Annotated in this window: 7 protein-coding genes; 6 read left to right on the top strand and 1 reads right to left on the bottom strand. The window is 50.7% G+C overall.

Annotated features, from left to right (window positions below; all coding sequences use genetic code 11):
* Positions 1 to 2: 2 nt before the first annotated feature.
* Complete coding sequence (locus tag SH580_RS03175) at positions 3 to 3,305, bottom strand: hypothetical protein (RefSeq protein WP_319833562.1); 3,303 nt, start codon at positions 3,303 to 3,305, stop codon at positions 3 to 5.
* A 309-nt stretch (positions 3,306 to 3,614) separates the two neighbouring features.
* On the opposite strand from SH580_RS03175, the gene SH580_RS03170 reads away from it, so the two are divergent.
* The 6 genes from SH580_RS03170 (at position 3,615) to SH580_RS03145 (ending at position 14,936) form a co-directional block, all read left to right on the top strand.
* Positions 3,615 to 5,207, top strand: a complete 1,593-nt coding sequence (locus tag SH580_RS03170) for a hypothetical protein (RefSeq protein ID WP_319833561.1) — start codon at positions 3,615 to 3,617, stop codon at positions 5,205 to 5,207.
* Positions 5,208 to 5,284: 77 nt separating this feature from the next.
* The gene (locus SH580_RS03165; protein ID WP_319833560.1) at positions 5,285 to 6,400 is read left to right on the top strand and encodes a substrate-binding domain-containing protein; all 1,116 of its coding nucleotides are present in this window, start codon (positions 5,285 to 5,287) and stop codon (positions 6,398 to 6,400) included.
* A 117-nt stretch (positions 6,401 to 6,517) separates the two neighbouring features.
* Positions 6,518 to 7,942 (top strand): SGNH/GDSL hydrolase family protein, encoded by a 1,425-nt coding sequence (locus SH580_RS03160; RefSeq protein ID WP_319833559.1) that lies wholly within the window; start codon positions 6,518 to 6,520, stop codon positions 7,940 to 7,942.
* Positions 7,943 to 8,023: 81 nt separating this feature from the next.
* Positions 8,024 to 8,878 carry a PEP-CTERM sorting domain-containing protein gene (locus SH580_RS03155; protein ID WP_319833558.1) on the top strand — a complete coding sequence of 285 codons (855 nt, stop codon included), beginning with the start codon at positions 8,024 to 8,026 and terminating at the stop codon, positions 8,876 to 8,878.
* 146 nt (positions 8,879 to 9,024) lie between these two features.
* Positions 9,025 to 12,915, top strand: a complete 3,891-nt coding sequence (locus tag SH580_RS03150; RefSeq protein ID WP_319833557.1) for a LamG-like jellyroll fold domain-containing protein — start codon at positions 9,025 to 9,027, stop codon at positions 12,913 to 12,915.
* Between the two features lie 11 nt (positions 12,916 to 12,926).
* Complete coding sequence (locus tag SH580_RS03145; RefSeq protein WP_319833556.1) at positions 12,927 to 14,936, top strand: glucosidase family protein; 2,010 nt, start codon at positions 12,927 to 12,929, stop codon at positions 14,934 to 14,936.
* Positions 14,937 to 14,941: the final 5 nt, after the last annotated feature.

Raw genomic sequence — 14,941 nt, 5'->3', positions numbered from 1 at the left:
TGCTAGGGCTGTGGGATCCATTTGAAATCGACCAGTGCCAGGCGTCGCCCAAAGCGTGCATTTTCTTGCGCACTGAGGGAGTCGAGCGGGGTATCGGCTGAGTCAATTGTATTGATAAATTCGGGGAGTCGCTGGATGATTGCCTCGGCGTAGACGGTGACGCTTTCGCCTGTAACTTGATTGTCGGACTGTCCCATGACTCGAATCTTAAAGGTGTCGGAGCGTGTGGTGAAAATTGCGCCTAAGCGAGCGAGTAAGTCAGGCTGAGAGAGCCAACCAGGAATGGACTCTGTGCGCCAGCCTTCCTGTGCTTTTTCAATGAATCCGGCAGCGGTCTGCGGTGTCGTCTCGACCGAACTACTGATCAGTGCTTTGTTGATGGTCGCTTGATTGATGTCTATGCCCAGCTCTGTTGCTTCGGTCGCGGTGATGGCATCTGCCTCGCTCAAGGCCGCGTCGAGAGCACCACTGAGTCGAAAGGCGTCCACGTCCAAGGTGGTGGGCGCGTCCCGATCTGGAGACCGGTTGATGAATTGCGCAAGTGATGTGAAGGGGCCGCGCCATTTGATTTGTTTGACGATTTGATGCGCGAGGTTGGCGATTTGATCGCTGTTGAGCGTTCGGTAGCCGTGGTAGGCCGCGTCATCGTATTCGTCATCCGAATCAGCGTGGAAGGGCTCGCCGGGATTGTCATGTACACGAAGAAATGGAGAGCCTTCGGGCTGATCAAGGTGCAAACTTTCGCCAAAGAATGTGGCTAGTTGTGAGCGCCACGCATCTTCTGAAGTCGAGTTGATGTTAAAAGCACCATCAATCACGAAATGCGCGGCGACGTCATTACTGGCGAGTGTGTCTGTTTGATACGGGTCCAGTGCTATGATGCGTTTGTTGCTGGGCTGGCGGCTGACGCTAGATGGTAGGCTGGAAAAGAAATACGCATCCCAAAGTGCTTGGTTTAGTAGGTAGGCGTAGTCAACATGTTGCCCGGAATAGGTAACGACGCTGGAATCAAAATCGGTACCGCTACGTGGTGGGTAATCGGCCCAATCGACAGAAAGTGAATCCAGTGGGATATAGGGATCTGCTTTGCTGCTTCCGATTGCGTAGGCGGGTAGAAAGTTGTCGAAGCGTGCCCAACTGAGTCGATAGCGGGCAATTTCTTCAATTGTATCCGCAGGGATACTACGATTGTAGAGTGGGGCGTGCATGAGTTGCCCGATACTGAATAATGCATCGCGGGCGGGAGGACTTTCAAAGAGAATGGCGCGGTTTGTGGTTTGCTCGTTGTGGCTATAGCCGATGCCTGCTTCGTTGTTTAATATGGGCATTCCGGTGTCTTGTTCGTTGCCGTCCACATAGACTGTGTGGAAAACGGAGGGATTGTTGAGTCTATCATATTTAATGTCGAGCAGGTCACGGTCATGATATAGGAATGGGACCGGGCCTAAGGCTGCGGCGCGTGGGTTTAAGTGCGCCAGCCAACTGACGGATTCGTCGTAGCCTGCTTGAACTAGGTTTAAACTGCTTTTGAAGCCGGTGCTGCCTGTTTTATCGATGACTGGATTGCCCGCGACAAATGTTTGAAAATCTTCGAACGGGGCTGCTTCAGGTTTGTTGCCAGACAAGCCGAAGGCCTCAGTCAGGACTGTTCCTTCATCATCGTCTTGTTTGAGTAGACGGTAGCTACGGTTGGGGGATAGGTGGGCTGCGATATAGAAGCGCGGATCGCCGAGTGTAGGATTCGGCGCTTGCGAGAGTTGTCGTCCGCTGTCGATGTAAAAGCTCGCCTCGGATCGGTATCCGGGAGCCAGTTGATTTTCGCTCGGAGCGGGGACGAAGTCTTTCTTACTATTGCTGGCGGCATCGTAGGCGTCACCAAAAGTTTGCAGTTCTTGATTGCCGACCGGCGAAAAGGTGATCGCCTGGCCGGGCTCGAGGCGAACGTTTGGAATATTGAAGCGCATTCCCAGTGCTTGCTTTCCGAGGGAAGTCAGACGCCGGTTGCCAGATACGGAGGAATCGATGTGGTCGGGGGTGTAGTAGTCTTGTGGATCGAGTTCCAGTTCCGTTCCGTGAAACAAAAAGCGATGGGCGCGAAAGTCGTTGGCGACGGTGGCGTTGCGGAAGCTCTGTCCGATATCCAAGCGATAGTCGGTGCTTTCGAGGGCTCGGTCGTAGGGGTTCCAGAGTGTGACTGCTGGCATGATTTGAATGTAGATCTTGTAGTCTGGACCAGGGCCGAGTTGTGGGAGCCAATAATATTGTAATTGAGTCACCACGGGGAAGATTCCCGTCTGTGTGTTTGTCTGTGGGCGCACTGGCAGGTCGCTACCCGATGCGGGTGATGATGCGACCCAGCTTGCTAGTTGCTCCCATGGCGGGCCGCCTGGGTCTGCATCGGTGGCTGATGTGCCTAGGAGTGGCGGAAATATTTGTCCGCTTGGTGGAGTCGCAGGGGCGAAGAGGCTGAGTGTAAGATCCTGCTTGAGGCCTCCGCTTTTTGAATTTGTTAGTAGGCCGTAGCTGTGGGCTGTTAAATCGTGCTGACGAGTGATCAAGGAAGTCGATTCGGTCTCGTTGCTAGCTCCGATTGAGAGAGTGTTGAGGTTGAGTGCGGTGCTGCGTAAGTTGTTCGATAGTGCTTGGGTCCATGCTAACTCACTTTGTTGGCTGATGTCTATTTTTCCTGCGGTTTGGAGTGCATTACTGCCGCTTTGTACGCTAGGGTGTGTGATTTTTGCTTTAGTGCTCTCGTCTCCCACCCAGTAGGCGTATTGGCCATTTGCGAGTTCTACGGTTGGCACGCTGACTGTGCGGTCGCTAGTCAGCTTTACAAAGTTTTCGTTGTTTGATGCCGGAGTTAAGTAATTTGTGTCACTGATCGCGCGGCCTTCGTTGCCACTGACGAGCCAAGCAGTCTCGGAGCCGTCCGCGCCCCAGACGCCCGTCCAGTGCCATTCGTTTTGTCCTTCAATCTCTGCCGTGGTTGGATCCGTGTCGAGCATGCTGCTGCTGGCTGTGCTGATTGAGTCGACGCCTACATGCTTTTGTAAGGAACCAATGGCGACATTTAGTGCCAGTAATGCGTTTTGTTCCGCGAGTGTTTGCTGTTTGGAAATGTGGCTGCTCTGGCTCTCCACTTGTAGCATTGTGCTGAGAGTGAGCATTAGCAGGACGACAAACGCCATCAGTGAGAGCGCGATGACTAGGGCGAAACCAGAAGAAGCCAGTGCTTGTGGTTTAGAGCGAGCCTGAGCATGGGGGTGTGGGGAAGCTTTGGTGGGGAGGTCGATAGGGGCGATCATTCGTTTTCTTTATTGGCAACGGTGAGCTGTATTTTGACGCAGCTTGGCTCTATTTAGACGAAGGGCGAGTATAAGAGCAGGTGTCGTGTGTTTGTGAGTGCTTTTGTCCGACTGTGCATCGTTCTGAGGGGGCGACTATCTCTGAATGTTAAAAGCTAACTGAAAAGAATTTGACATGATAATAGGTATAGGGAAGTTTTCATTGATGAGTCAAATTATTTTGCGAGAGTGCGCATCTGTTGGAGGGCTAGTGACGCCAGAGGGTGCTGGGATGTTGGGTTGTTGCTCGGTGTTTGAAAGGTGTCTGAAATGAGCAGCCGAAGGGTTTATGTGAATCAGGATGACTCGGCATTTACTCGTTGTCATCCGATTGAGGATATGACGGTTGAGGGCTTGGAGCGTGTGGTTGATTTTTATGCGCAGGGGTGTCAACTGGCGGGCTTGGCTTTTTGCGTGAATATGCAGCGCGCTTTGTTTTCTAGTCGAGTTTGGGAAACCTTGATTGACGATGCGGATCCTAATCTTGGGCTGGATCAACCGCTTTTCGAGCGTTGTCAGGAGGCGGCGGGTATGGCGGCTTTGGTGGCTGCGGGGGTAGATCATTTGCAAGTGTGGCTGGATCGCACGCGCTTCCATGGGGTCGAGGCGTTTTTAACAATGCGGATGAATGACTGTCACGGTCTGCAGAGTCATGGTGGCTTTGCTCAGGAGGGTGTGGAGCAACCTGATCAGGATCATTTTAATTCGCACGCAACTCGATTCTGGAAGGATAACCCGCAACTGCGCCGTGCGCCGTATCGATTTGAGCGTAGTTTTGAGGGAGCCTTTGATTATTCGCACGAGCAAGTGCGCGCGCATCACCTTGCGCTGGTTGAGGAGCTTTTTGATCGCTATGATATGGATGGGCTTGAGTTGGATTGGATGCGTTGGATATTCATGTTTGCGCCTGGATCTGAGGCGGCTGGGCGTAGTGTGTTGACCGAGTTTATTGGCGAGGTGGATCGTTTGAGGAAGCGGGCTGAGTTGCGTTATGAGCATCCGATTCTGCTGCGGCATCGTGTGCCGGCAGAGCCTCAAAGCGCTCTAGCGCTGGGGTTTGATGTGGCTCGATGGTCGGAGCTGGGCTTGGTGGATCAGGTCATTCTTTCGGATTTTGGAGCCTGTGCTAATTTGGATTACCCGATTGAGATCTGGCGACGTCTGGTCGGGGATCGAGTGAAAATTATTGCAATGGTCGAGAGTGGAGTGGCGGCCTATCCGGGATCTTCTTTTGGGAATTATCATGTCCTGTATGGGGCGGCGAGTGCGGCCTTGGAGCGAGGGGCTGATGGCGTGTATTTGTTTAACGAATGTTATCGTGAGGCGGGGGAAGCAGGCGAACGGCGTTTGATGTTGGAAATGCTAAATCATTTGGGTGCTGCTGATACCTTGGAGCGTGTCGTGCGACGCCATCCAGTTACGTACCCACAGGTGCAAGCTCCGGGGGAGCCTCAGCGCCGTGTCTTGCCGATTCCATTGATAAATTCAAGTATCGGGTGGGACCCCGGGCGTTGGGCGGAGAATGTGACTTTGCGCCTCTCAATCGGACGCCTTTCAAGTCGGTCGCGCTATGTCTTGCGGCTTGGTTTTTCCGAGGAAGTGTCTGATGGGCACCTGGCAGGGATGTCGATGCGTGTGAATGCCGTGCTGGTAGATTCTGTGGAAGCCCCTGTTTATGAGGATTGCCGCCATTGGGCTTTTCCTGGGCAAGATCGGCCAGAGTTGCCGGAAGCGGTCTGTTTGTTGTCTCACTATGAAGTGCCGCATTCTGTCTTGCTGGACGATGTTAATGTGGTCGAGTTTGTGCCCCCGGAAGTGGAGGGACGTCTCGAATGGGCTGAGTTTATTGTTCTCCCTGAGTGATTCCGAATTTTGTGTTGACGTATGAATTAGTATAGGCAAATTTCCCTATCTCTATTGCTCCTTAATCTTGTTTGGTCATGAAATCACTTTCGCCCATTTCTGTTCGCGGTCCCAATAAGCAACCGCATGTGATTGCTGCATTGACGAATCTTGCTCACGAGCTTGGGCCGGGGGGGAGGCTTCCGACGGGGCGTGTTTTAATGGAATCGCTGGGGGTGACGAAAGCGACTTTGTCGAAAAGTTTGGTGCATTTGCAGAACAAAGGAGTATTGCGCTGTGTGCAGGGCAGTGGGATTTATGTTTCAGATACACTGGCTCAGCAGCGGATCGCACTGGTTTTCGGCGGAAATATTTTTTCTCCCTCGGGGTCGGAATTCGGACGTATGTTTCTGCAGCAAAGTTCGCGCCTGGCGAATCGAAGTGATAAGCGTCTTTCGTGTTTTTTAGATGTGCCTGAAATGTCGGATCAAAAAGTTGCTGGAGAGGCACAGGTGCACAAAGATCTGCTTGAAGCTCTACAGGATGATAAGATCGATGGAATTATTCTAATGGGGCGCAATAGCGAGGAGCAGGAAGCCTGGTTGCGTAGCCAGAATATTCCTGTGATCGGGACGTCTGATGACGGTCAGAGTACATCAGTATCTGCCCACACCGTGGTCTTAGACTACGATGCGCTTATTTCGATGGGCTTGGATAGTTTGATCGAATCAGGCTGTGCGCGTGTGGGCTTCATCACACCGCGAAAGTATGATTATAAGAAATTTCAAAAATTCATTGAAGCCAAGGGGCTGGACTATGTTGTTGATCGGGTTGTTCGACCGATGCGAGGGGAGGATTCTCCCGACACGACACGCGAAGGACTGGGGCGTGCGTATGCGGAACAGTGGTTAGATTCCGTTGGTTGGTGGACTCATCCGGATCAGCGTCCAGATGGATTGCTCATCTCGGACGATGTGATGTGTCGCGGCGTCTTATCCTATTTCTCCCGTAACGGAATTGAACCTGGTAGGGATATTACGGTATGTTCGCATGCGAATACGGGCTCGTTTCTACTTTCTGAATGGGAGGGAGCGATACTTCGAATGGAATTGGACCCGAAGGCCATGGCTGAAGCGATCTTTGAAATGTTGGACGACCTGATCGCAGGCAAAGTCCGTGAACCTTATTATATTCAACCCGTTCGAGCGTCTTAGTGCGAATCAAGCAGTCAGTTTACCCGATGTGTTACCCTGAGTTTTTGTCAATTTGCTCTAGCGCTGAATAGGGCGCATTGCCCCGTGAACCCCAATCTTATGAGAAACCCCAAATTGATGAAAAAACTACTTTTAGGTTTTAGCCTTGTGCTAAGTCTAGCACACTCGGTATGTGCTGAAGAATCACCCGAGTGGCCGGTGCCCGAAAATCCTGCGTTAGTCCACCCCGGACGTTATTTAACACGATCCATGGCGTTGATTACTGAAAGTTCGCCGCAGCAGCGGAACACAGTTCGCGTTTTGTTTTATGGACAATCAATCACTGCACAGTGGTCCTGGCCAGTGCAGGAATACTTAAAGCGCAGCTATCCAGACGTTGATTTTGTCTTTGCGCATCGTGCAATTGGGGGCTTCGGTGCTGAATACTTGGTTAGAACAGCTCCGACTGACATCAATAGTTTTTATCCGGACTTGATGATCTTTCATGACTATACTCGGGTGCCAGAGCCATATGAAGCGATTATTCGCCAAGCTTTAGAAAATACGACGACGGATATTTTACTGACAAATGATCATCCGACTTTGCCCGCGCAGCTTGAGGATGAGGAGACCCAGATGCAGAGCAAAAGGTTTGCCAGAATTTTACAGCATAATCGCGTTTTTCTTCCGGATCTTTGTGAGCGCTATCAAATCGAATTCGCTGATATTTTAAGCCCTTGGAAGCAATACTTGCATCGCAATCAAATCGAGCCGCAGGCATTACTTCGTGATGTTGTTCACCTGAATGATTGGGGGATCTTTGTCATGAGGCACTTGATACAAGACTACCTTCAGTATCAGCCAGATTTTGCTGATCCCAGTGTATGGAATGAGAAAGTAAAAACCTACAAACTTGGGCAGGATCTTGCATGGCAGGGGGATCGCTTAGAACTGGAATTTGAGGGTAATAAGATCGACTTAGTCGCAGGGATTAACGAAGGAAACACCTCTGGCATTGAAATATATATAGATGGGCGCAAACCTTCGGAGCTGTTGGGAACAACGGCCTTCACACGAGCATCCGCTTACCCTGGGACCTGGTGGCCGGCTGTTTTGCGTGTGTCATCCGAAACACCCCCTGTAGTGGAGGATTGGTCGTTGAGGATATTTGATTACAATGAGGAACTCACTGATTTTAAGTTCGAAGTCACTGGTTCAGTCACGGGTGCAGATGGTATTGGTAGTAGTGGTGAGCGCTTTGTTTCCAAATCCGGTCGTGTGGTGATTGAGCCAGAGGATTGGTCGAAATTGGCCCGTGCCCGTTCGATGACAAAGGAAGCGCCGCCAGAAGATTTCCGAATTACTTGGAAAGCCGTTGCACACTGCGCGGATCTTTTTCAAGCGCCTGCCGTGAGCGACTATGTGTCGGAAACTTTAGTGGTGGCAGCTCAAGGATTTGAGCCAGGCAAGCATACCCTGACCTTGGTGGCTCGCGATAGTGACTCGGCAGAGTCTTTAGCTGCCATTCGTATCTACAATCCTAGTTTGCCGGAAATGGAATGAATAATTTAAGTTCTGTTTAAAGTTTTGATTCATCACCTGCTCATAATCAAAAGAGCAAAACACTAACCCCCCATAATACATATGAAAATACTACAAAAGAATACAATTCAAAGCACCACATTTACAGCTATACTCGCTGGGTGCTTTTTCTCCAGCATCGCGCATGCAGATGCGATTTCGGGTGCTAGTGGTTTGGAAGCGATGCAGCAATTAGATGCGAACCTCGTGAATCAATACACATTTGCTGCGACGGCTACCGATGATAAGGAAGGTAGTAATAATTTGACGACCACAGGGAGTGTAAGTTTTGCCGATGAGACAGCAACTCTCCCCGGTTCTGGTAACTATTTGACCGGAATGTCTGTATCGATCACAACTGGTAATTCTTATACGCTCGAATTTCTGATGCGTCCGTCTGAAGCGAGTTCTTCTGAAGCGCACATTTTCAGTGGTAACAATAATGATCGCTTCTATGTTTACCAAGATGGCAGCGATTTGAAGGCTCGTTTTGGAAATGGTTCTAGTATCGAAACTTTGAGCAGTATTTCTACTGACAGTGCGTATTACGTCGCGATCAACATTGTGTATACGGATCCCACTCTAGGGAGTGGAGATGATGCAAAATACACGATTGATGCGTGGGTTGGGAATCAATCAACAGGAACTATTTCTCAGGCTTTAACTGGAGCCGAATTTGATTCAGATGACTCTATTGATGGTTTTGTTAGTGGGCTCAAAATCGGTGCATTTGTTTATAATGCAAATAGTCCATGGAGTGGTGACCTAGATTCCGTCGCTTGGTATGATGATGCACTCACCAGCACCGAGATTCAGAATCACTTCTCAGCAATTCCAGAGCCCGGCAGCTATGCCTTACTGCTTTCAGGAGTCGCCTCGTTATTTGTTTTCGGTGCTCGTAAGCAGCGCATGAAGTAGATCGATCGACTGATTTTGATCTGGCACGGATTAGCGGCGCGCTAGTCCGTGCTCATTTTATCTACTGTTGTTGCCTTGGTTTTCCGCTGAAGGCGTTGGGGGCATTTGTGCCTATACATCGCCAGCCGAACTTTATGAATGCCTGTATGAATACTCCTATATTTCGCTTGTTAGCGATTGCTTTTTATTTCGTTTTGTCTGACGGACATGCGCAATCGTTGTTAGAAGTCGGCTCACTTGATTCATCCGTTCGGCATTACACGTTCGAACGTATCAGCGATGTTGTTCCGGACCTTACTGGACAAGACAGCACGGGCTTAGTGATCACCCATGCATCTCCCTATCATGATGATGTATTGCAAGGGGAAGTGGCAATTGATTTTCCTAAATGGACGGAAGGCCGTTGGCAGGGCAAGCCTGCGCTGACCTTCAGGAGCACTGGCAATAGTGTGATGGAGTCGCTCTTCTTTCGTACGGATACAGATGCACTTGTCGTGGAGTCTTGGGTACGGATTCATTCACCCCAAGAGGGGGATCGAGGACGTGCGAATTTGTTTTCTGTGGGCAATGGTTTTCGGTCCGGGTGGGCGATTTCTGCGGATGAAGCGGGTGTGTATGCCAGGCTGGGCCGTAGTCAGGAGCTTGGCGGAGATGTGAACTTAGTCGCGCCTCCCTTGGTGATGAATGTATGGCATCATTTGGTTATGGTTCTAGACGGGCAGACACTTCGACTATACTGCGATGGTGAATTGGCTGGTGAACAAAAATTCGAGGGTGCCTATAGCCAGCCTGAACCGCCCCGTGGGCGCACGGCCTTACATCCGGAGGAATCACGTGAAGGGCTGAAGATTGGTGCACAGGCATATCGTAACAATACCTTGTTCTTTGATTTGGATGAACTCGCGATCTATGATTCTCCACTCTCAGCAGATGAAATTCGGGCGCATTATGAGCAAGGAAGACCTGCTCTTGGCCCCGCTCAGCAAGCTGTGCGACATCTTGCATTTTTGACTGAAAAAAGTCTACGCGATCAAATTGAAATTGAGATTCCGCGTGATTCGTATGGTTATTTCGAGGCTGGTTCCGAACTTCCGGTGACGATCACTTTGCCAAACGAGATCGCCGAGCAAAGTGCACACTATGTGCACACCCGCCTCGTCCGAGCGGGGGAGGAGACTGTGCTCGATACACAACTTATGATGGAGTCCGGCATTCGCGCGACTACCGTGCTGGTATCTTTTCCTGAGGTGCATGACGTGTATCAACTCTTCGTGAGCATTTCCGATGACAAGGACTCCCTTGTCGCGCGTGAAGTATTTCCCCTGGGCGTGACTGTCCCAGTCGCTCCGATGGAGGAACGTCCTGCCAGTTCTCCATTGGGCGGGCACGAGATCTTTACCCGTCACATCGAAGACTTAGCCATCGGTGGTCGCATCGAGCGTCACATACCTTATTTGCCGAAGGCGAAAGGTACTATGTTACCGAATTTTGATAACCACTTAGATGCTCGTGTGGACAAAGCGCTGAAGGTTGGTTTGGACATGATGTTGACGGTCGGTCCCTTTTACGACCCACCGCATGTGACGCCTACTGAGAAGCCTCAGTGGAATCATTGGCTGCGCGCGATCGTCGATCGCTATAAGGGGCGGGTGAAATACTGGGAAATCCTCAACGAGCCGAACGCGCATGGAATGCCCCCATCGGACTATGTCGATGTTTTGGTGACCGCGCATGATATTATTCGCGAATTGGACCCTGAAGCGAAAATCGTAGGATTGTGCGGTGTGACGACTTATCCCGAATGGACGGAGGACGTGTTAGCGGCCGGTGGCGCTGGCTATTTCGACATTTTATCCTTTCATAATTATATTGGGAGGGCTCCGGTTGCTGAATGGCAGAAATATCGTAAAATTGAGCGCACCAAAACAATCTTGAAGGAATACTTAGATGAGGTGCCGCCGCTTTGGAACACTGAGTGCGGAATCCACCAGCCACGTCGTATTGATGGTAGACCGCTGACTGAAGAGGACTTATTAGCGCGCTATCCACGTGCGCGACAACTCTCAGATGGTGTGGTGATTGTTTCTGCCGATGCCATTGCTCTGACCACGGAAGCAGTGGGAGCGGCATGGCAAACACAGGCGATTTTATTGGATTGTGCGTTGGGGGTGGAGAAGTGGTTTATGTTGATGGGGTCTTCAGTCTTTTACCCGCACCCTGGGGGATCGGCGGGAGCGCCTAGCCTGAAAGGCATTGCATATGCGGCATTGGCGAGTGTGCTGACGACGCAGGAGTCGGTTGAGTTAATTCCATTGTCTGTCTCGACGGCAGCGGCAGTGAGAGTGACAGATCTGGACGGCTCACAGACGGCCGCTCTCTTTGCAAACGGGCCTTCCTCGCGTTCCTTTATTGTGGCACGCGAAGGTTTGTATCATGGAATGGATTATCTCGGAAACCCACTGACGTGGAAATCGGAAGGCAATATCTTGACCATTAATTTGGGGCGAGAACCCGTCTACGTTTTTGATATTACTTCCGAATTTCGTGAGGCGCCATTTCTAGCATTTGAGGAATTCCCCTCGCTCTTGAGTCCAGGTGAGCAGGAGTCTGGTTTTGTTCGAGTGCGCAATTTGTTGTCAGAGGAATTGAACGCTAGGCTGAGCCTGGTTTCGGCAGGTTCGGAATTTAGCTACGATCCAACGGTAAAAATCCCAGCTGGAGCTGAAGAATTAATTCCATTTACTTTGACGGCAGGTGCCTTGGCGCGTGGGGAGCACATGGTTCGAGCCAGTTTAGATCGTGAAGAGACTGAGTTGGCATCGAGCGAACTTACTTTTGCTTCCGAAGGAGTGGCGCGTGGTATTCCTCTTGTCGAGTATGAGATCGAACTTGATGGTGATGGAGCAGAGTGGACGTCGCTGGCTGCTGAAGTGGCGGACACTGCTGATAAGGTTTACATCGGTCGCCCGCCGGTTGGGTATTACGATCCTAACTCCTGGCAAGGGCCGAGTGATTTATCGTTTGCTGTAAAGACAGCATGGAGGGAAAACGACGGAATCTATTTCTACATCGAGGTGCAGGACGATCATTTCAAACCTGTGGCGGAAGGGGACGTTCATCGTGCCTACCTGCAAGATGCATTAGAGTTTTTCTTCGATGGACGTGCACTTGCGGAGCAAACACCTGTGTATTCGCCTGGCGTTGAGCAAAATGCGATCGTTCCAGTGCGAAGTGGCGAGCTGGCACCGGCACATGTGCAACGCTTTGGGCGTTTCGATCCGATCATCAACATCGATGCTGTGGGAAAGCAGACCGAGTATGGCTATGTCTTGGAAGGGCGGATACGGCCTACGCAAGAGGCCGCATTCCAACTACAGGCGGGGACTCGTATTGGAATGGATTTCGTGTTTGACGATGCCAAGGTGGATGAAATGACGCGCAGGGTGCAGATGGCCTTACACGGCTCCTCCCGTAATAATTTGGATTCATCTGAATTTGGGCGCTATTACCTGATGGGAGAAGGCGTGCATGAGTCGAAGAACTTGCTCTTGAACCCCACTTTAGAAAGCAATGAGGAAGGTAGGATCGAGGCATGGCTTTTTCGGAACCCTTCTAAGAATCCAGACGGGAATATCCAAGGGGGTGTCACGGTCGAAGATGGAAAAACGGCGTTATGGATTGAATCCACGCATCCGGATCGAGGCGCGGGCCAGTGGAATCAGGTGATGCCTGTGGCGGGTGGAGCTGCTCTTGAAGCTTCTTTTCAAATGAAAGGAGTGCTCGATGGTGAATGTAAATGGGCGCCCGGTGGGGCTGGAGTGTTTTTTCTGGATGCAAAGGGGAAGTGGTTGAAGTGGGAGCGTATTGCCCAATCAGAGCCGACCGGCGAGTGGGGGAGTTATCGCTTAATGTTCCAAGCGCCGGAAGAGGCCGTTGCCATGGGGCTGCGGCTTACGCTTTCGACGAAAGAGGTACAAGGCGCTGTGAAATTTTTCTACACGGATATGCAACTTCACGAGGTGCCCTCAAAGAACTGATAGAATACCCGATGATCACAAAATTTAATGATGGAGTTCCAGAGTCGGAAAGCAGCTTTGGTTTAGTTTTAAATCACTACGCATCGGGGCGTGTGTGGGCGAGTGTGGCATCTCATGGTGGTCTGGCGGAGCTGTCTTTTCAAGGGGAGCAGGATATTTATCGCGGGGCTTTCTTTCGTGCTTCAAATATTGCCGCTTTTGATAAGTTGGCACGTGTTCAGGTGATCATTGATGAAGGTATTTATTACCTAGAGTTCAATCAAACTAAGCACCTACCATTCGGTTATGTCTCGGAGTGCCAATTGGGGGATGTCTGCTTGCAGCATGAGCTGGTGCTGGATCAGGGTTGTCTCTTCCAACGTGTGCGCGTTTTAGAGAACCCGCAGGACCGTACGGTGCGTGCGCGTCAGTTGTTGCACGGGCACTTGGCTGTGCAAATGGATGGCCGGCAAATCAGTCCGTGGGAAATCGGAAGTGACGCTTGGCTACGACGTTCGGTGGTGGATGTTGTGAACGATGCTTCTGCGGAGACCTCGATCATCATGGGAGCCGATCAGCCGTTGAAAACCTATGCTTTGCATTATGATTTCATGTACTGTCAGGAATGCACACAGCATGCCGACGAGATCGTATTTTTTGTTGCATTCAATTGTGAGCCGCAACCAAAGCATTACGCTTCCCGCATCGATCAAGCATTGCGGAATTATGAGCGGATCATGAAGAATGGGGTGTGCTTTGACACTGGAAACCCTATCTTGGACTCTGCTTTAAACAACAGTGTGCCCACTGTTATGTCGCTCGTCGTGGAAGGTTGCCCCGGGGCGATTCGCGCTTCAGAGCATTATTGGGTCTGGGGTTGGGACAGTATGGTGCATGCCGAAGCGCTGCTATGGAGTGGTCAAACGGACGTCGTTCGCGAGATGCTCGACTTCTATCGGGAGACAGCAGATCCGGAGCGAGGCATCATTCATGGTTTTGACAGTCAGTTTAAATTACTATTGCCGATGGCGCCCAGTGCTCAGTGTTTATACGTAGTGATGCTCTACAATTATTTTGCGGCGACAGGGGATCAGCAAACTCTAGACCGACATTTGTCCTTTGCCCGTGAAATCGTCACCCAAGCAGGCGAAGCATGTTCGCAACACAATAGTCTGAGCGCGGGAATTGGGTTTTTCCCGGATTATCCAAAACTGTTGGAGCAAACCAAAGATGATATTAGCTTGATTAACAATTCGCTCTATTTGCAGGCATTGCGGGCGCTTCAAGCGTTGTGTGGAGATTACCAAGATCAATGCGACCGGGTCTGTGCGGATCTGGAAGAGGTGCTCTGGGATGATGTGCAAGGATACTGGCTTGATTCAGTTGCCGAAAGCGATTTGTCGCCTCGTCATTATTATCCGCTTTTTGGGCAACTCTATGTCTCGCCCTTTGGCACGGAGCCGCGTTCTGATTCCGTTGCGCGGATTGGTCGTTTTATGCGTGAGCACTTTCGTTTCGCACGCGGGCTTTACATGTATCCACCGACGATGCCGGGATTCATGGCAGACGGGAATCAGTTTGGGGCCTATTACCCAGCCGTGGATCGATATTATTGGAATATCATGAATCAGTGCCAGGAGAGTGATGCTGCGGATGAATTTGAATCGATTGTGAGCAGTTACTGGAATGAGCACACTTATCCCGAGGGATTGACGCATAATACACTGAACGCAGATCCGACATCGGATAGTCCCGGGTGTAAACAAGCCTTTACGGCCAAAGCCTGGTTTTGTGATGCGATTGAGCTCAACTTGGGGCTGCGCGTATTTACGGATGGCTTTAGTTTAAATCCATTACTTTCTCCAAAGTGTTTTCAGTTGAATAATTTGGTTCTTCGCGGGAAACGAATTGATATTGAGCGGACATCGGGAACTGAAGAAACGGAAATTCGTCTGAATGGTGATTTGATTAAAGGTGATAAAATAACCTGGGGTGAACTCCAAGTTGAGAACACCATTCGCATCCGAGTTCATGTGCCTTGAAAACT

The organism is Coraliomargarita algicola (genome assembly GCF_033878955.1).
Classification (GTDB): Bacteria; Verrucomicrobiota; Verrucomicrobiia; order Opitutales; family Coraliomargaritaceae; genus Thalassobacterium; species Thalassobacterium algicola.
The sequence above is the reverse complement of the archived record's forward strand: the minus strand, read 5'-3'. Positions and strand labels throughout refer to the sequence as shown.

Coding starts and splice junctions, on each gene's coding strand:
- SH580_RS03175 (WP_319833562.1), bottom strand. CDS start 3,305: ATGATCGCCCCTATCGACCTCCCCACCAAAGCTTCCCCACACCCCCAT.
- SH580_RS03160 (WP_319833559.1), top strand. CDS start 6,518: ATGAAAAAACTACTTTTAGGTTTTAGCCTTGTGCTAAGTCTAGCACAC.
- SH580_RS03145 (WP_319833556.1), top strand. CDS start 12,927: ATGATCACAAAATTTAATGATGGAGTTCCAGAGTCGGAAAGCAGCTTT.
- SH580_RS03170 (WP_319833561.1), top strand. CDS start 3,615: ATGAGCAGCCGAAGGGTTTATGTGAATCAGGATGACTCGGCATTTACT.
- SH580_RS03165 (WP_319833560.1), top strand. CDS start 5,285: ATGAAATCACTTTCGCCCATTTCTGTTCGCGGTCCCAATAAGCAACCG.
- SH580_RS03150 (WP_319833557.1), top strand. CDS start 9,025: ATGAATACTCCTATATTTCGCTTGTTAGCGATTGCTTTTTATTTCGTT.
- SH580_RS03155 (WP_319833558.1), top strand. CDS start 8,024: ATGAAAATACTACAAAAGAATACAATTCAAAGCACCACATTTACAGCT.